An 18867-nucleotide genomic window follows, 5' to 3' on the forward strand; every position below is an offset into this window, starting at 1 on the left:
GGACCGGAGTGGACGAACCGCTGGTGTACCAATTATCCTGCCAAGGGTACAGTTGGGTAGCTACGTTCGGGACGGATAAACGCTGAAAGCATCTAAGCGTGAAACCAGCCTTGAGATGAGGTTTCTCATAGCATAAGCTAGTAAGATCCCATGTAGACGACATGGTTGATAGGCCAGGTGTGGAAGAGCTGTGAGGCTTGGAGCTGACTGGTACTAATAGATCGAGGGCTTTACTTAAAACAATAAGCAGACATGTGCAACAAATATATATAACTTCTATGTGGTTTTCAGAGTACAAACTCTGACAGATTCAGTGGCGATAGCTACGAGGGTCCACCTGTTCCCATCTCGAACACAGTAGTTAAGCTCGTAAACGCCGAAAGTACTTGGCTGGAGACGGCCTGGGAGGATAGGAAGTCGCTGATTAAGTTAAAAAGGCTAACCGTATGGTTAGCCTTTTTTGTTATATAAGCCTGCATGTAGAGTCCGACCAGCGTACCTGAGAAAAGTAGAGTATGGGGTGATATAGGCGTGTAGAGACGTATGTGATTCACACATAAGATTTAAATATGCACAAAAAATTACTCATTTTACAATTTATTTAAATTCTATTCACTCATAATTCATATAGAATCTTTATACTATCAATAGTTGATTGAGATCAACTAGGAAATGGAGGTCTACTACTTAATAACTTTTATCTGTCCCTTTTACAAATAATACAAACAACACAACACAAAACAATACAACACATAAAACAACACTTAAATACACAACAATACTCTCCCTGTGTATAAAAAACAATACATATACAAAACTCTCTAATTATATATACCATCTCCCGTATATATAAAGATAAAAGTTAAGTAGACAAAAAGAGCCCGAAAGGGCTCTTTCCTTTTTTCGTATAAATAGTATTGTTATAGAATAATTATCTGTTTGTATACATGAAAGTGAGGGGACAATTATCTTTGTACTTTAATAGTAATTTATGTATTATATAAAAAAGATGAAATTCTTAAATATCTTAGAATTACCTTGACAGATGGGGGCGCTTCTTGGTATTATATTCAAGTATCAAGTACACTTGATGTGCATAGGGGTATAGCTCAATTGGTAGAGTAGCGGTCTCCAAAACCGTTGGTTGTGGGTTCAAGTCCTACTGCCCCTGCCAAACTTTAGAGCTGCGACCTTCGGGTCGCAATTCTATAAAAAAGTTACTTAAAAATATTAAAATAATGCTTGCAAAAAGCTAGTCATTATGTTAATATAATCAAGTACCAAGTACATGACTCAGTAGCTCAGCTGGATAGAGCGTTTGACTACGAATCAAAAGGCCAGGGGTTCGAATCCCTTCTGGGTCACCAAACTAAAACTCACACGAATGTGTGAGTTTTTTTATTATTGTCTTTAGACTGGTTCGTGACATAGTCGCGAATCATAAAACCACCCGCTATGCGGGTGCGGCAACGAAAGTTATACAAAAAAATCACCTTGCTTAAGTATAATGTAGGTGTTCAAGCCGTATTATATGCAAAAGAAAGGTGATTTTATATGGCAACAAAGACACAGAGTCTTGCGCACACAAAATGGTTATGCAAATACCACATAGTATTTACACCTAAGTATAGACGTAAAGTTATATATAATCAATATAGAAATAGTTTACGTGAAATATTGAGGCGTTTATGTGAATATAAGGGCGTCAAGATTATAGAGGGGGAGCTCATGGCAGATCATGTGCATATGTTAGTATTAATCCCACCTAAAATAGCAGTTTCATCTTTTATGGGATATTTAAAAGGTAAAAGTGCACTTATGATGTTCGATAAACACGCAAACTTAAAGTATAAATTTGGAAATAGACACTTTTGGTCCGAGGGATATTATGTTAGTACAGTAGGTCTAAATGAGGCAACAGTAAGAAAATATATACGTGAGCAAGAGTTACATGACCAAATGAAGGATAAGTTAAGTGTAAAAGAATATGAGGACCCTTTTAAGAGTAGCAAGTAATACATATCCCCTTTGAGGGGAAGGTTACGAGTTAATGGCTATGCGGCTTGAACGTAGTGAAAGCCAGCGCCTTTAGACGCTGGCCTAGTACTACGGGCTTATAGCCCGTGAGCAAACCACCCGTTTTACGGGTGGTTCTGATTTGTCTAACTATATTTTATGGATCTTATAGACTAATACTAACTTAAGTGCCTTTTTAGAATTAGAACAGGCCTGTTCTAATTTGTAGGACCCTATATAGATAGGTCGTCTCAGAGATAGTACAGGCCTGTTCTAATTTGTAGGCCTCATATAGATAGGCCATCTTAGAGATAGAACAGGTCTGTTCTAATTCGTAGGGACCCTATATGGATAGGTCGTCTCAGAGATAGAACAGGTCTGTTCTAATTCGTAGGACCCTATATAGATAGGTCGTCTCAGAGATAGTACAGGCCTGTTTTAATTTGTAGGGCCTTATATAGATAGGCCAACTTAAAGATAGTACAGGCCTGTACTAATTTGTAGGACCTTATATACGGAGGCTTAACGATAATAAAACGGAGCTGCTTTGTATTAACAGCTCCGTTTTGTTAGTTGGATACTTCTTTTAATTGTCCGGCAGCAATCGCCATATTTTTAGAATAGATGGCTTGCATATAACCATATGTATCTGGTTTTAATTCTTTTAGCTTAGGGTTTTTCTTAATGTTTCTACGTAGAATTTGACCTGTACGAGCATCAATTAGATTGATTTCGTCTTGTGTCCAATAGATGGTATCAGCATCTTGGTTGAAATAGTAATGATTGATATATTCTGTCATGTAATACATGGCACCTTGATGGCTATATGTTTTTGCGATGATTTCGTAGTTATTGCCTTCGCCTGCACGGACGATGACGCGATTATCTGCATAGTATTGTTGGCCGTTCATGCGATACATATAGGAATAGCCTCTCGCGTTCTCTAGGTCACCTATATTAACTGCGTAGGCACTACCCGTTAAGGCAAGGAATGTAAGCGTTAGAATAGCTAATTTTTTCATAGTATGGTGATTGCTCCTTATTTGGCATGAGGCTGATCTGATTCAGCGACGACGTTGACCACAACTTGTTGGTCGGATGGTATTTGACTCATGATAACCGGCATTGGTTGTTCCATGGCTTGCGCAATGCCTTTTATTTGTCGAATCGCAACTGGTACGGGTGTAGAAGACCCGTCTTGAAAGTTTTGTTCTAGTGTATTGATTTCGCTAACTGTTAAACCAGCTTTTGCTGCAAATGTTTCTTGTGAAAGTTGATGTTCCTCGCGGAATGCTTTTATAATGTCTCCGATATACATAATGACCTCCATAATGTAAATTACTCTATCATTATACATGAAAGCATGATGAGATAATAGATAGATTGAAATATAGTCTTTTGTTATTAGTGTATTATAAATATTTATTTATGAAAATGTAAAAAACGTTTGACGAAAGTAACATACGGTGATAATATAAACACATAGACAACATCATATTTGGGAATAGGTGCTGAAAAGCATAATAGAGAAGCTGGTTAAAGGCCAGCACGGTCCCGCCACTGTATGGTTGAGCGAGTCTAATTAAGTCACTGGGAAACTGGGAAGGCTAGATGAGCGTTGACACCGAGTCAGGAGAACTGCCTATTCAACATTCACCATTTGACCTACGAGTGATAGGGAGGAGAAGTTTTAGACTCCCTTTTTACGTACCCGTAAAAAGGATATTTTTGTGTAAATGATGTTTTGTAGTACACAAATTAGAATCTTTTCATTGTTAGAGTAGTCATGGTGAATATACCGTTTGGTATTATCAGCATGGCTTTTGTTATGTCTGTTAATATATTTATTGGTAAATGTAGGGCATGCATTTATTCATCATCATCCTAAAAAGAGAGATGGTCCTAGCACCTAGGTTAGGTGTTTGGACCATCTCTTTTTTTGATTCTTGGAACTTTAGAGTTGATAGATACATAGACATCTTGAAATTGTTAATTCTATATATATGATGAAGTCTCATAAAAATTACAAAAAATGATTGACGACATATATAATAAGTGGTATTATAGTTTCAGTCGGTACGCGGGAGTGGCGGAATTGGCAGACGCACCAGACTTAGGATCTGGCGCCTTACGGCGTGGGGGTTCAAGTCCCTTCTCCCGCACCAACTATATTTGCACCTGTAGGTGCTTTTTTTTTGCCCATTTACATCTGTTCAAGGAAACAGGCTTTTTTTTTGCATATTCGTAAATATGCTATAATAAATTATCAGTACTATTGTACTTGTAATAGATATGTTTAAGATATTATATAGATAATCATTATATATGGTGCAGTATGGATACTTCAATTGACACACTGCTTTCACAAAACCCATCTATGACAGATGGGCTAAAGGCGTTTCGCCAAAAGGGAAAGTCAGTTATATATGGTTTAAGTGGATCACAAAAGTCATTCCTCTTAAGCCGTGCTATTCCAGAGGAACAAGTACAATCTATTATTATCGTGGTGCACGATAAAGAACATAAAGAATTGTGGGAACGGGATTTGGCGTTTTTCTGGCCTAATGTGCAGGTATTGCCGTTTCCTATTACAGAACGTGTAGAATTTACTACCGTAGCTCGTAGCCTTGAAGGACAAGGGGCTCAAATGCGAGCGCTCAGTATGTTGGCCTGGAATCGTCCTGTTGTAGTCCTCGCTACAATAGAAGAGGCCACGCAATATGTAGTGAGTCCTCAATATGTTATATCTCAAAGTGTGCATCTTGAGGTTTCTCAATCTATAGAGCGAGATGAGCTGTTAGAAAAATTAGTTAAAATTGGATATGAACGCGTAGACCAGGTAGAACAACGTGGTCATTTTTCTGTGCGCGGAGATATTTTTGATATCTTTCCTGTGAATAGTGATGATCCAATACGTATGGAATTCTTTGGCGATGAAATCGACACGATGCGCCATTTCTCCGTAGATACACAACGATCTATCGAAATGGTAGATGCCTATACGGTAACACCATTCTTCTTAACCAGCGATGACGCAGATAGTACATTGCTATCTTATGCAAAGGATGGACTTATCATTTATGATGAACCGGTGCGCATTCAAGAAGCGTTGAAGAAATTCTTAAAAGAAGATGCAACACATCGCAAGCAACATTGTGAATGGTCTGAATTGCAACGCTCTGTAGAGGCTAAAATTGAGGTGGCTTTCACATTCATGCAACAGCGTTCTATAGGGCTAGCTGGATTTTATCCGATTGGCATTCAAGGCAAAACGATGACGAGCTTTGAGCGTCAAATTCCGTTGTTGATGGATGAAATCAAGCAGTGGCAAAAGCTGGGCAATCAAGTTGTGCTTGTAATTAATAATTTGCAGCGCCGTGAAGGCATTGAAAAGGCTTTGCATGGTGATGCTATTCCGTATAAGCTTTGTGAAAGCTGGGATTTTGAGCCTAATACGGTTCACGTTATGCAAGGCTTATTGACTGATGGCTTTGAATTACCGCATAGCCATTTAGTCGTCGTTGTAGAAGGCAATATTTACGGGCAGCAAAAACGCAAACTTCGCAATAAGCCTAAAAAGGGCCAAGAAATTAATTATTTCACGGATTTATCGGTCGGCGATTACGTTGTTCACAGCATGCATGGTATCGGTAAATATGTGGGCTTAAAAACGATTGAAACAGAAGGTATTCATCGAGACTACATTGAAATTGCGTATGCCGGAACAGATAGACTGTATTTGCCTGCTAGTAATTTAGATCAATTGCAAAAGTACATCGGCAATGAAGGCGATGTACCTCGCATTCATAAGATGGGTGGTAGCGATTGGCGTAAAGCGGTTACAAAGACACAGAAATCCATTGATGATTTGGCGGATAAGCTAGTTGAACTGTATGCGAAACGAGAAATTACAGAAGGATTTGCGTTCTTGCCGGATCAACCGTGGCAACAAGAATTTGAAGATGCCTTTCCTTATGAGGAAACAGAGGACCAATTACAAGCTACGCGAGAAATTAAAGAATCCATGGAACGACCAACACCGATGGATCGCTTGTTAGCGGGGGATGTGGGCTTTGGTAAAACAGAGGTCGCTATGCGTGCTATTTTTAAGGCCGTTGTGAGCGGTAAGCAAGTGGCCGTATTGGTACCAACTACTGTATTAGCTCAGCAACATTACCAAACGTTTTTAAATCGATTTAATCCATTTGGTGTAAAGGTAGATGTACTCAATCGATTCCGTTCTACAGCGGAGAAGAAAGAGGTGCTAAAGGGTATCGAAAATGGTTCTATCGATATCTTAATCGGCACGCATTCCTTGTTAAATAAAAAGGTAAAATTCAAAGATTTAGGATTCCTTGTCGTAGATGAAGAACAACGTTTTGGCGTAGCACAAAAGGAAAAATGGAAGGAATGGGCTAATAATATTGACGTCCTTACCTTAAGTGCGACACCTATTCCACGGACACTTCATATGTCTCTTGTAGGTGTTCGTGAAATGTCTGTTATTAGTACACCTCCAGAGGATCGACTACCAGTACAAACCTATGTAGTAGAATACGATATGAATCTCATAGCTGATGCAATTAAACGAGAAATTGCTCGAGGGGGACAGGTTTACTTCGTGTATAATCGGGTAGCATCGATTAATCATATGGGGGAACTATTAGAACAGGCGTTGCCGGATTTGCGTTATGCTGTTGCACATGGACAGATGACAGGCCGTCAAATCGAAGAAATTATGACCGATTTCTATGAAGGTCATTATGATGTATTGCTCAGTACAAGCATCATTGAAACAGGCCTTGATATACCAAATGCCAATACGATTATCATATACGATGCGGATCGTTTAGGCTTATCTCAACTCTATCAAATGCGTGGCCGTGTAGGTCGGTCTAGACGACGCGCCTATGCATATTTCATGTATCGACCTGATAAGATGCTTTCAGAAGCGGCAGAAAAACGTTTAAAAGCCATCGAAGAATTCACAGAATTAGGGGCGGGATTTAAACTGGCTATGCGCGATTTGGAAATTCGAGGGGCTGGTAATCTATTAGGTTCACAACAACATGGTAATATCGCATCGGTCGGCTTTGGCATGTATGTATCTATGTTAGAGGAAGCCATTGCGAAAGCACAAAATAAAGAGGTTGTCAAAGAGGTAGTACCAGATCCTGCCATTGACCTTGAAATCGATGCTTTCATAGATGATGCCTATATCAAGGATAGTGCGCGCAAGATTTCCGTATATCAACGGATGTTACAAATCAAGAATAAAGCGCAGCTTGATGATTTGACGGATGAACTTATCGACCGTTTTGGTACACCAACGGATCCGGTAGATCGTTTACTACGAGTCGCTCAAATTAAGGAACAGGCTCGTTTGTTGGGGATTAAGAGCATCGTTCGTCGCGAGGGTCAGCTCATCATCCATTGGCAAGATGATTCAAAAATGGCCGATTGGGATATGGGTGCTGTTCGCGAAGATTTATGGAAGAAAATGAAGTTCATGGACACAAAACCTGCGTCATTATACATCAGTTTGAATGGATTAAAGGAATCTATTTTAACGATTACAGAAGCGGTGATGAAGGAGTTGTCAAAGAAATCTAAGGGGGGCCTATGAACCGATTTTTAAAGGGAGCCATGATTTTAACAATAGCTGGTGTTATCGTTAAAATTATTGGTGCTTTCAGTAAGGTACTCGTCGCTCGTATTCTTGGAGGCGAGGGGATAGGTCTCTATATGATGGCCTATCCGATATACCAGATTATAGTTAGTATTTCGGCTGCAGGGATTCCTGTGGCAATCTCCATTATGATTGCTGAAAAATTGGCGAATAGAGATATGCGTGGGGTACAACAAGTTTTTAATGTATCCTTACGGGTGCTTACACTAGTAGGTATTATATTTAGTGTGGGACTTTATGCTAGTGCAGAATGGCTTATAAAATGGAACATTATAACGGATCCAAGGGCTTTAATACCGATTCAATTATTATCGCCGGCTATTATTGTTGTCACTATTTTAAGCTGTTTTAGAGGCTATTTCCAAGGTTTCCAATATATGGTTCCTACCGGGACAAGTCAGGTTTTTGAACAAATATTTCGCGTAGGGTCCATGGTGGGGCTTGCGTACTATTTTATCGACTCCGGATTACATCTGGCCGCAGGTGGCGCTACCTTTGCTACATTTCCGGGCGTATTAGCGGGTTTAATTGTACTTGTGTATTTTTATAGGTCTCAACGTAGTTTGCGTCAGCAGATGCTAAGTGAGCAAAATGAAGAGGCCCCTATAGAACGTACTAGTGCGGTTATTAAACGTTTATTTGCCCTAGCTATTCCCGTTTCCATGGCCAATATTATGTTGCCTATGGTATCTTTAATTGATACTTTTATCGTTCCAAAACGATTGATGGATATTGGCTACTATTTACATGAGGCGACTACACAGTTTGGATATTTGACAGGGATGGCAACGTCATTAATTGGATTACCTATTATTTTAACGACGGCTCTCGCAGCGAGCCTCGTACCGGCTGTATCCGAAGCGCATGCAACGGGGAATAAGGGTCGTATAATCGAGCGTGCTAGTACAGCGATGAAGATTGCCAATTTATTTGCTATACCGGCTTGTATAGGTTTATGCGTATTGGCAACGCCTATTTCTCAGTTAATATATGCAACGCCCAATGCAGGTCCCGTTATTGCCGTGATTAGTCTTAGTATTATCTTTTTAGGATGGCAACAGATTACGGCTGGTATATTACAAGGATTAGGGCGCACCATTATTCCTATGCTGTCTATTTTTATAGGGCTTATGGTGAAAGCTATCTTAGACTATCAATTGACTGGGTCCATTGAACTCGGTATTAATGGTGCTGCATGGGCTACGAACTTAAACTTCGCCATCGCTGCCTTAATTAATCTAGTATTCGTAAAACGGTATGTAGGTAGTATTATTCAATGTATGAACCTATTGAAAATCATCATTTCCGCTATGGCTATGGGTGGTGCTACACAAGTTAGCTTTATGTTCCTTGTCGATATGGTTGGTAATGGTGCTGCCGTAGCTATATCCATCCTTATTGCTTTCATTGTATATATACTATCTCTTTGGATTACTAAGGCTATCGTAATGGATGATATGTATCATATGCCTGTTATTGGAAAACGATTGCGTAAACGCCAAGCAGAGGAGAATCAAATCTATGAAGACCAATATTGATATACAACCTCTTGTAGAGGTGGTACAAAAATTATGCTCTCCTAATGGATGCCCTTGGGATAAGGTGCAAACTCATGAATCATTGCGCCGTTATTTTATTGAAGAAACCTACGAAGTAGTGGATGCCATTGATAATAAAGATATGGATAATCTGCGTGAAGAGCTAGGTGATGTATTATTACAAATCGTGTTTCATAGTAGTCTTGCTGAAAAATCAGGAGCTTTTACATTACAAGATGTAATAAATGACGTAACTGAGAAGATGATTCATCGTCATCCTAATGTATTTCCAGAAGAAAATCCTGACAATAAAGGAAAAACATACACTTGGGATGAATTAAAAGCACAAGAAAAGGGAAATATACGAAAAAGTGTATTAGATGGAGTATCCAAGGGTTTACCTGCATTGGTGGCTGCTCAAAAGCTACAAGATAAGGCCGGAAAGGTAGGTTTTGACTGGGATGAGCTGGAGCCAATTTGGGCAAAAGTAAGTGAAGAAATCGGTGAATTTAAGGAGGCTGTGGCCTTAAAAGATAGAGAAAATATGGAAAAAGAGGCTGGAGATGTGCTTTTTTCCTTGATTAATCTCTTTAGATGGTATAAAATAAGCGGTGAAAATGCACTGAATCGCACAAACACTAAGTTCCGACAGCGTTTTTCACATGTAGAAGCTTGTGTTAACCAAAGCGATCGCTCATGGGAAGACTTTTCATTAGCTGAGCTGGATGCTTTTTGGGAGGAGGCTAAAGTGCAGGAAAAGTAACCTAGAGGTATGTTAGTAATCTCGGGTATTGTATTTTTAAGGAGGTTCTGTCATGAATAAAACAGAATTAATCGCAAGTGTTGCACAAAAAACTGAATTGACTAAAAAAGACGCTGAAAAAGCGGTAAAAGCTGTATTCGACACAGTTGCTGAAGAATTAGCTGCTGGTGGTAAAGTTCAAGTTATCGGCTTCGGTACTTTCGAAGTTCGTGAACGCGCTGCTCGTGAAGGCCGCAACCCACAAAACGGTAAAACTATCACTATTAAAGCTTCCAAATCTCCTGCATTCAAAGCTGGTAAAGGTTTGAAAGAACAAGTTAACGCAGCTCCTGCAAAAAAACGCAAAAAATAATCTGAATAAGATGTAAAAGAGACCCGATAGGGTCTCTTTTTTCGTCTATGTTATTTTTTCTTGTTTATGTGGTATAATCACAAGGAAAGGATAGATTATGACTACAGAACAATCACGGAAGGTCCTCATTGTATCTGCCTCTATTGGGACAGGTCATATGCAGGCCGCAAGGGCGATAGAAGAATATTGGAAATTAAAAGAACCACATGCAGAGATTAGCCATGTGGATTTTCTTGATACGGAAACTATGTCAGTAGAACATCTTATCAAGGGTACATACATTAAGATGATTGACGTATTTCCTATGTTATACGATATGATTTATCGTGTATCAAAGGGGGAGAAAAAAGGGACTATTTTACAAACCGTTTTGTCCTACATTCTTAAAAGTCGTATGTTGAAGCTCATTCAACAAGAGAAGCCTGATGTGATTGTATTCACGCACCCATTTCCGTGTGGAGCCGCCTGTATTTTGAAACGCCAAGGCCATATTGATGTCCCGTTAGTGGCCATCCTAACGGATTTCAGTAGTCACCAATTCTGGATTTACCCTCAAGTAGATACCTATTTTGTCGCTACAGAGGACATGGTAGGAGAAATGACGGCCGTCGGTATTGAGCAGAATAAAATCCATGTATCCGGTATTCCGGTGCGTAGATCATTCTTTAAGGATGCCATCGATCACTATGAAATGAAATCACCTGTTAAGGTTCTCGTTATGGGGGGAGGATTAGGCTTAGGTTCATTAGAGATTGCACTTCAACATTTAGATGCGGTCAATGGTATTGATGAGATTACTGTCGTAGCGGGACAGAATACATCGCTCTATGAGTCTCTAGTAAATCTTAGTGTACGGATGAAAACGAAAACCACTGTATACGGTTATACATCTAATATTTCTGAGCTAATGCACTCAGCGACTATGCTCGTTACAAAGCCTGGTGCATTGACCTGTATGGAGGCTGTTACCATTGGGCTTCCTATGGTTTTCTTTAATGCTATTCCCGGTCAAGAAGAGGCTAATGCGGAGCTATTAGAAGAGCGAGGTTGTGCGCGTTGGGCTAGAGATATACATAATTTAGAGGACGTAGTGGCTGCGTTGTTAATCAATCCGCCACGGTTACAACAAATGTCTGAACAAGCACGTGCTTGGCATGTAGATGGTGCTGCTAATATCGTAAACGAACTCATTCATATTCTAGATATAAAAACAGATGCACTTTCTACTAAGTGCGAGTTAGAAATACTATAAATAAAAAGGTCATCCACGAAACTAATTTACCTACCATATGTATGGATTAGGTAACCATTAGTTTGGGGATGACCTTTTTATTATTCGCGTGCGAAATTATTGATAGTTTTTAATGTTTTCTGTACGTATCATTTGTAATGCGTTTAAGAAATCTTCTGTTGAAGTATGTTCTTCCAGTAGTGCTTGTAATTGATGAGAATCATTAAGGCTTACACTCCATTGGAATGAATCGGTATCGTCATATACATTGAATACGATTGGGGTATCGAGTGTATCTGGCATATGACCATCGTCGTCGGATACAGTTGCATAAGTACCATCGTCTAGTAGTTCAACAAAAAGTGTATCATAACCATCAAAGTCGATAATTTCAAAATCTAGAGCATCATAAAAATCTAATATTGCATCTGTTGCCATGAGAACCTCCTAATAGTATGTACTTATCATGTTGGATTACTGTCTAGTTATCTATCTGTATTCTACTGATGCGGTGTATGACTGTCAATGAAAATCTGTAGTATAATAAATAACATAATGATAATAGAGGAGTACGAGTATGAATGTAATTTGTTTGCAGAATATAGAGAAATCGTATGGCACACGATTGTTATTTACCGATGTGTCCATAACATTTACAAATCAAAAACGATTGGGACTTGTGGGAATCAATGGAACTGGTAAATCAACCTTTTTAAAGATTTTAACAGGCCAGATGGAGTGTGATAAGGGTACTATTGAGCGCAATGGCAAGGCTACCATTCATTATTTAGCACAAACGCCAAGTTTTGATGAAGGTAATACCTTATTGGAAGCCATTTTAGATGGTGACCATCCGCGATTACAAATGGTAAAACGATTTGACAAGGCCAGTCGCGATTACCATTATATACAAGAACAGGACGTATCTGATGAACGTATTGAGCGTAATTATATGCAGTGCTTAGAAGAAATGGATACCCAAGATGGATGGCAAGTAGAGCAAGAGGCGCGTATCATTTTGAGTAAATTGGGCTTTCACGATGTCAATATGTCAGTTAGCTTATTATCGGGTGGTCAAAAACGTCGATTGGCGTTAGGACAAGCATTATTATACCCTTGTGATTTACTCCTCTTAGATGAACCTACTAATCATTTGGATGAAGATAGTATCGAGTGGCTCGAAACATATTTAGGCAATCGTCAAGGTGGTCTTTTAATCAGTACTCATGACCGATATTTTTTAGACTCCGTATGTAATGGTATTTTGGAATTATCCAATCGTCACATGTATGAGTACGAAGGGAATTATGAAAAATTTATTGAATTGAAAGCAGACCGTGAGGCACGCCAAGCTGCAACCGAGGAGAAACGCCGTCAATTTTTAAAGCGGGAAATCGAATGGGTACGCCGTGGTGCTCAAGCCCGTAGTACCAAGCAAAAGGCCCGTTTGCAACGGTATGAAACGCTTAAAAATATGGAGAAAACTAGACGTCCTGATCAAATGGATCCGATTGCCTTAAAGACTCGATTGGGCAAGACTATTTTTGATATTGAACATTTATCCTTTGATTTTGATGGACGCCCTATGGTTGATGATTTTACATATCACGTGGTGCGTCATGACCGCATTGGTATCGTAGGTCCCAATGGGGTTGGTAAATCGACATTTATGAAAATCATGGATGGCACCTATGAGCCAGTATCAGGAACTATTGGCAAAGGCGAGACTGTTCGCATTGCACACTTTAAACAGGAATTGCCTGAATTTGATGAAAATATGCGTGTCCTTGATTATATAAAAGAGGACCATTCCTATATGTCGCTTGGTGATGGCACAACGTTAAGTGCAGGTCAAATTTTAGAACGCTTTTTATTCACCCCTGAATTACATGGTGTGCCTATTCGTAAATTATCTGGTGGTGAGCGTCGTAGATTGTACCTTTTAAAATTGCTTATGAGTGCGCCTAATGTACTTCTCTTGGATGAACCGACTAATGACTTAGATATCCCTACACTAGAGGTATTAGAGGATTTTCTTGATTCCTTCAGTGGCGTTATCATAACCGTGTGCCATGATCGCTATTTCCTAGACCGCGTGGTAGATAAATTATTTGTATTTACGGGCAATGGTCGTATCGATATCGTTCACGGATCTTATTCTGATTATAAGGCTGACATTGGTGAAAGTAACAATTCACCATTCTATGTACCTGAACAACAGAGTGCTAGTACTCATAGAACTGAGGCAGAATCTGATTCTATGGATACAATTGGTGCATCCTCTAGTACTGAATCTAGTCATACAGAAAGTCCTATAAAGAAAGGCCTCAATAAGGCTGAAGAGGCAGAATATGCATCGATTATGGAGGAACTGCCAAAGCTAGAACATCTTGTTAAAGGGTTGGATGTCATGATTGGCCAAGCCGGTACAGACTATGAAAAAATGCAAACCCTCATGGCTGAACGAGAAGAGACACAATCTCAAATCGATACATTGACTGAACGATGGATGGAATTAGAAGAACGTCTATAAATCTTTGTTTTATGCGATTTTTTAATACCTGATATGCATAGGAATTACTTTCAGAATCATTGATAAAAATCACATTTTGTAGTATAATTTCATCGATTAACGATAACAACGTTACCTAAGTAGGAGGAAACATGAGTAAGTACCAATTTTTAGATCGTCGTGTACCAATTGAAGACGGCAATATTGCATTAGTACAAGATTTATCCAAATGTAAAAACTGCTCCTTATGTCGTAAAGCTTGTGCTGTAGACATGGGCGTATTTGATTATTATGATTTAACAACTAATGGGGATCATCCAATTTGTATTCATTGCGGTCAATGTGCATCTATTTGTCCATTCGATTCCATCAATGAACGTTCTGAAATTGATGAAGTAAAAGCAGCTATTGCTGACCCTAATAAAATTGTCGTTTTCCAAACTGCACCAGCTGTACGTGTTGGCTTAGGTGAAGAGTTTGGCCTTGATGCAGGTACATTCGTAGAAGGTAAAATGGTAGCGGCTCTTCGTAAATTGGGTGGCGACTATATTTTAGATACAAACTTTGGTGCTGACATGACTATCATGGAGGAAGCATCTGAATTGTTGGAACGCGTTATCAATAGTGATGCGGTATTGCCTCAATTCACATCTTGTTGCCCTGCTTGGGTTAAGTTTGCTGAAACATTCTATCCAGAATTCTTGCCAAACTTGTCTACTGCTAAGAGTCCAATTGCAATGCAAGCGCCTACACAAAAAACATATTTTGCTGAAAAAATGGGCCTTGATGCAAAACAAATCGTTGCTGTTGCAGTAACACCTTGTACAGCTAAGAAATTCGAAATTCGTCGCGACGAAATGAATTCCTCTGCTGAATACTGGGATGTACCAGAAATGCGCGATACAGACTACTGTATTACTACACGTGAACTTGCAAAATGGTTACGTGCAGAAGAAATCAACTTTGATGAATTAGAAGATTCTGCATTTGATCCATTGATGGGTGAAGCATCTGGTGGTGGTATCATCTTCGGTAATACTGGTGGTGTTATGGAAGCGGCTATGCGTGCGGCTTACAAATTAGCAACTGGTGAAGATGCACCTCAAACATTGATCCCATTCGAAGCAATTCGCGGTATGGACGGTGCTCGTGAAGCAGATGTTGTGATTGGTGATAAAACATTACATGTAGCGGCTGTTCATGGTACTGGCAACTTGCGTAAATTCATTGAACGCATGCGCGCAGAAAACATCCATTACGATTTCATCGAAGTTATGGCTTGCCGCGGCGGCTGTATCGGTGGTGGTGGTCAACCACGCGTTAAATTACCAATGGCTGATAAGGCTCGTGAAGCTCGTATTGCGTCCTTGTATACTCGTGATGCAGAGGTACAAGTGAAAGCGGCTTGTGATAATCCAGATATCCAAAAATTATATGCTGAATTCTTTGATGGCAAACCTATGAGCCACAAAGCACATCATATGTTGCATACTACATTTGTAAACCGCTCTGAAGATTTAGGTCCTAATGGTGCATGTACACCTGCTACATGTCCAACGTCTGTACCTAATTTGAAAAAAGCAGTAGAAGCTGCAAAAGCGGCTGCAGAAGCAAATAATTAATTGTTTATAAATTTGAATAAAAATCTTGAAAAACCGCATAAAATAGCATATACTAATTATTGTGAGAGACAATAATATAATGGTCCTTAGAGAGAGGTATATGTTAATGACATGGGGCGGACAGAGAGAAGGTTCTGGTCGTAGACCTCGTATGTACAAACGCGAATGTCGCTCATTCCGTTTGACAGACGAGGAATATCAAATCCTGAAACCATTAGTAGAGGCTATTAGAACGCGTACAGATGCATCTAATAAGCAACACTTGGAGTACTTGAATAACTAAATATTGACATGGTGTATGTATATAAAATATCTTTTTTGTACTCTTCCAATAATAGCAACTCTTATATATGCCATGTGAATAAGCGAAAGTTAGACCCTTTTGGGGTCTAACTTTTTTTTGTAAATAAATACATAAGGTATAGGCATTTTAACTATACCTAGTTATAATATGAGTATACAAGTTGTAAGTATAGGAGGTGTTAGCTTGTTACAAGATTTATTATCAGAGGATAATGTATCGTTTCATTATCCTGCTGAGACATGGGAAGATGTAATTCGTCACGGTGGTCAGCTCATGGTCGATGCTGGTTTTACAGAACCTACATACACAGAGGCTATGATTGATGTAGTTCGTGACATGGGGCCGTACATCGTATTGGCACCGGGTCTTGCTATGCCTCATGCGCGTCCAGAGATGGGGGCTAAGCAAGTAGGTACGGCTCTGGTAACGTTAGAAAAGCCTATCGATTTTGGTAGCCCAGAAAATGATCCTGTATCAGTAGCGGTATTTTTATGTGCACCGAATAAGGAAGAACACATTCAATTGCTTACAGATATTGCGACGCTCTTTGAAGATGAAGAATTTCTTGATGCAGCGGTAAATTTTGAAAGTATTGAAGATGTACAAGCTTTTTTATCGGAACATCTTGATGAAGCGTAATTTTGGAGGTAAACTATGATTTCCATTTTAACTGTATGTGGTAATGGCATCGGTTCTAGTTTGATGCTAAAAATGAAAATTGAAGAAATTTGTGCTGAAAATAATATCGAAGCGCAAGTAGAATCAATCGATTTTAATGCGGCTCAAGGTCGCAAGGCCGATTTAATTGTTACTGTAAAGGAATTAGCAGAACAATTTGAAGACAAGGATGTAGCTATTGTACGTAGTTATATTAATAAAAAGAAAATTAAAGAAGATATTTTGGAACGATTACAACAAATCGCTAAGTAATTCATAGAGGGAGATAATTCTATGGAAATGATATTAGAATTCTTACGAGATGTATTGAGTCAGCCAGCGTTGTTGATTGGTATTATGTCCTGCGTTGGTTTAATCGCTTTGAAACGACCATTTCATAAGATTATGACTGGTACATTAAAACCGATTCTCGGCTATTTAATGCTTGCTGCTGGTGCAGGTGTTATCGTTAGCAATCTTGATCCACTTGGAAAAATGATTGAACACGGATTCCATATTACCGGTGTTGTGCCAAATAATGAAGCTATCGTAGCGGTAGCACAAAAGGTGCTTGGTGTTGAAACGATGTCTATCCTCGTTGTAGGCTTATTGATGAACTTATTAATTGCTCGTTTCACCAAATTTAAGTATGTATTCCTTACAGGTCACCACAGTTTATTTATGGCTTGCTTAATGTCTGCCGTGCTTGGTACTGCAGGTTTATCTGGTATTGAATTGATTCTTGTTGGTGGCTTCTTAATGGGCGCTTGGTCCGCTATTTCTCCAGCTATCGGTCAAAGCTATACTTCTAAAGTTACCGATGGCGATGAAATTGCATTGGGCCACTTTGGTAGTTTAGGTTACTATCTATCTGCATGGGTGGCAAAATACGTAGGTAAGGCAGAAGAAAGTACAGAAGATATTGAGATTCCTGAAAAATGGGGCTTCTTGCGTGACTCCACGTTATCTACGGCATTGACCATGATAGTATTCTATTTAATCGCAGCTATTGCAGCGGGTTCTGAATTCGTAGCAACCTTATCCGGTTCTATGAGCCCATACCTATTTGCAGTTATGAGCGCTATGAACTTTGCTGTAGGTGTAGCTATCGTATATTCTGGCGTTCGTATGATCTTGGGGGACTTGATTCCAGCATTCCAAGGTATTGCTACAAAAATCATTCCTAATGCAATTCCAGCGGTAGACTGTGCTGTATTCTTTACCTATGCGCCAACAGCCGTTGTATTAGGCTTTATTAGCTCCTTTATCGGCGGTATCATTGGTATGCTTATTCTCGGTGCTGTAGGTGGCGTACTCATCATTCCTGGTCTTGTACCTCACTTCTTCTGCGGTGCAACAGCAGGTATCTATGGTAATGCTACCGGTGGTCGCCGTGGTGCAGCTGTAGGTGCATTCCTTAATGGTTTGGCTATCACATTCTTGCCAGCACTAGCATTGCCAGTTCTTGGCCAATTAGGTTTCCAAAACACAACATTTGGTGATGCAGACTTTGCTGTAATAGGCCTCGTATTAGGTAATGCCTTTGAATGGATTGGCATGGCTGGTATTTATGGCGTTGTTGTTATTGCAGCCCTTGTTCTTATTATTCCGAATTTCATTAAAACAAAAGGGAAAGTTATTAATTACGTAGAAGAGGAGTAATGAAAACAACTGAGCAACATAGTAATGTAGTAATTCGATATATATTCTTGACTATTGGTGCTATCAGTTTTTGCCTTGGTACAGCAGGTATCGTATTACCAATATTGCCAACAGTTCCTTTTTATATGCTTACCTTATTTTGTTTAGCGCGTGGATCTGAACGCTTTCACAGAATGTTTTTGGAGTCCCAATTATATAAAAAGACAGTTGGTGCGTATGAACGCGATAAAGCATTGACGTTGCGGACAAAGTTGTCCATTTTAGCTTCTGTAACTACAATCATGTTAATAGGTGCTTATTTTTCTAGGAATATTCCTGTTGCCCTTATTATTATGGCAATTGTATGGATTGCTCATGTTATAGCATTGTTATTTATTGTTAAAACAAAAAATAGTTAGCTATATACTAAATCCCTCGTATTAGAGAATACTTTAATACGAGGGATTTTTTTGTACTAGCAGATTCCATTATATAGAGTAAATGAATATTTTGTATGTATTTTAATAAAGATTACATGAATT

General features: G+C 39.3%; 16 protein-coding genes, 3 tRNA genes, 2 rRNA genes and 1 riboswitch. Of the genes, 18 read left to right on the forward strand and 3 right to left on the reverse strand.

Features of this window, described 5'->3' with window-relative positions:
- The 5 genes from HMPREF1151_RS05700 to tnpA form a co-directional block, all read left to right on the forward strand.
- Window positions 1-237 (forward strand): 23S ribosomal RNA (locus HMPREF1151_RS05700); the annotation flags it as partial.
- 72 nt (window positions 238-309) lie between these two features.
- A 5S ribosomal RNA gene (rrf, locus tag HMPREF1151_RS05705) occupies window positions 310-426 on the forward strand.
- Window positions 427-1098: 672 nt separating this feature from the next.
- Window positions 1099-1174 (forward strand) — tRNA-Trp (locus HMPREF1151_RS05710).
- 116 nt (window positions 1175-1290) lie between these two features.
- Window positions 1291-1367 (forward strand) — tRNA-Arg (locus HMPREF1151_RS05715).
- A gap of 187 nt (window positions 1368-1554) precedes the next feature.
- The gene (gene tnpA, locus HMPREF1151_RS05720) at window positions 1555-2016 is read left to right on the forward strand and encodes an IS200/IS605 family transposase (RefSeq protein WP_009661412.1); all 462 of its coding nucleotides are present in this window, start codon (window positions 1555-1557) and stop codon (window positions 2014-2016) included.
- 569 nt (window positions 2017-2585) lie between these two features.
- On the opposite strand, the gene HMPREF1151_RS05725 is transcribed toward tnpA, so the two are convergent.
- Both HMPREF1151_RS05725 and HMPREF1151_RS05730 read right to left on the reverse strand, forming a co-directional pair.
- On the reverse strand, window positions 2586-3038 hold the full coding sequence (locus HMPREF1151_RS05725; protein ID WP_009661397.1) for a hypothetical protein: 453 nt from the start codon (window positions 3036-3038) through the stop codon (window positions 2586-2588).
- A 17-nt stretch (window positions 3039-3055) separates the two neighbouring features.
- Window positions 3056-3334 carry a helix-turn-helix transcriptional regulator gene (locus HMPREF1151_RS05730; protein WP_005378621.1) on the reverse strand — a complete coding sequence of 93 codons (279 nt, stop codon included), beginning with the start codon at window positions 3332-3334 and terminating at the stop codon, window positions 3056-3058.
- A 171-nt stretch (window positions 3335-3505) separates the two neighbouring features.
- Window positions 3506-3677, forward strand: a riboswitch (cobalamin riboswitch).
- Window positions 3678-4096: 419 nt separating this feature from the next.
- Between HMPREF1151_RS05730 and HMPREF1151_RS05735 the strand changes: the two genes are divergently transcribed.
- From HMPREF1151_RS05735 to HMPREF1151_RS05760, 6 genes are all read left to right on the forward strand, one after another.
- Window positions 4097-4181: transfer RNA gene (locus HMPREF1151_RS05735), tRNA-Leu, on the forward strand.
- Window positions 4182-4351: 170 nt separating this feature from the next.
- Window positions 4352-7642, forward strand: a complete 3291-nt coding sequence (gene mfd / locus HMPREF1151_RS05740) for a transcription-repair coupling factor (protein ID WP_009661399.1) — start codon at window positions 4352-4354, stop codon at window positions 7640-7642.
- Window positions 7639-9243, forward strand: a complete 1605-nt coding sequence (locus HMPREF1151_RS05745; RefSeq protein ID WP_009661408.1) for a polysaccharide biosynthesis protein — start codon at window positions 7639-7641, stop codon at window positions 9241-9243. The genes mfd and HMPREF1151_RS05745 overlap by 4 nt, the downstream gene beginning before the upstream one ends.
- Complete coding sequence (gene mazG, locus HMPREF1151_RS05750; RefSeq protein WP_005381939.1) at window positions 9227-10006, forward strand: nucleoside triphosphate pyrophosphohydrolase; 780 nt, start codon at window positions 9227-9229, stop codon at window positions 10004-10006. The genes HMPREF1151_RS05745 and mazG overlap by 17 nt, the downstream gene beginning before the upstream one ends.
- A 52-nt stretch (window positions 10007-10058) precedes the next feature.
- Window positions 10059-10358, forward strand: coding sequence for an HU family DNA-binding protein (locus HMPREF1151_RS05755; protein WP_005381952.1), 300 nt, complete (start codon window positions 10059-10061; stop codon window positions 10356-10358).
- Window positions 10359-10455: 97 nt separating this feature from the next.
- A complete protein-coding gene (locus HMPREF1151_RS05760) occupies window positions 10456-11610 on the forward strand; it encodes a glycosyltransferase (RefSeq protein ID WP_009661407.1) in 1155 nt (384 codons plus the stop codon).
- Between the two features lie 96 nt (window positions 11611-11706).
- On the opposite strand, the gene HMPREF1151_RS05765 is transcribed toward HMPREF1151_RS05760, so the two are convergent.
- Window positions 11707-12027 (reverse strand): hypothetical protein, encoded by a 321-nt coding sequence (locus tag HMPREF1151_RS05765; protein ID WP_005382856.1) that lies wholly within the window; start codon window positions 12025-12027, stop codon window positions 11707-11709.
- Between the two features lie 139 nt (window positions 12028-12166).
- Between HMPREF1151_RS05765 and HMPREF1151_RS05770 the strand changes: the two genes are divergently transcribed.
- The 7 genes from HMPREF1151_RS05770 to HMPREF1151_RS05795 all read left to right on the forward strand — a co-directional run bounded on the left by HMPREF1151_RS05770 (window position 12167) and on the right by HMPREF1151_RS05795 (window position 18744).
- Window positions 12167-14122, forward strand: a complete 1956-nt coding sequence (locus HMPREF1151_RS05770; RefSeq protein ID WP_009661415.1) for an ABC-F family ATP-binding cassette domain-containing protein — start codon at window positions 12167-12169, stop codon at window positions 14120-14122.
- A gap of 131 nt (window positions 14123-14253) precedes the next feature.
- A complete protein-coding gene (locus HMPREF1151_RS05775) occupies window positions 14254-15723 on the forward strand; it encodes a [FeFe] hydrogenase, group A (protein WP_009661403.1) in 1470 nt (489 codons plus the stop codon).
- Window positions 15724-15823: 100 nt separating this feature from the next.
- Window positions 15824-16006: a hypothetical protein gene (locus tag HMPREF1151_RS09795; protein WP_005382859.1), complete on the forward strand. Its 183-nt coding sequence runs from the start codon at window positions 15824-15826 to the stop codon at window positions 16004-16006.
- Window positions 16007-16210: 204 nt separating this feature from the next.
- A complete protein-coding gene (locus tag HMPREF1151_RS05780; RefSeq protein ID WP_005381934.1) occupies window positions 16211-16666 on the forward strand; it encodes a PTS sugar transporter subunit IIA in 456 nt (151 codons plus the stop codon).
- 15 nt (window positions 16667-16681) lie between these two features.
- The gene (locus tag HMPREF1151_RS05785) at window positions 16682-16957 is read left to right on the forward strand and encodes a PTS sugar transporter subunit IIB (RefSeq protein WP_005381928.1); all 276 of its coding nucleotides are present in this window, start codon (window positions 16682-16684) and stop codon (window positions 16955-16957) included.
- A gap of 21 nt (window positions 16958-16978) precedes the next feature.
- Window positions 16979-18346: a PTS ascorbate transporter subunit IIC gene (locus HMPREF1151_RS05790; protein ID WP_005381862.1), complete on the forward strand. Its 1368-nt coding sequence runs from the start codon at window positions 16979-16981 to the stop codon at window positions 18344-18346.
- On the forward strand, window positions 18346-18744 hold the full coding sequence (locus HMPREF1151_RS05795) for a YbaN family protein (protein ID WP_009661400.1): 399 nt from the start codon (window positions 18346-18348) through the stop codon (window positions 18742-18744). Before HMPREF1151_RS05790 ends, HMPREF1151_RS05795 begins: the two co-directional genes overlap by 1 nt.
- Window positions 18745-18867: the final 123 nt, after the last annotated feature.

Origin of the sequence: Veillonella sp. ACP1, assembly GCF_000286635.1 — a bacterium.
GTDB lineage: Bacteria > Bacillota > Negativicutes > Veillonellales > Veillonellaceae > Veillonella > Veillonella atypica.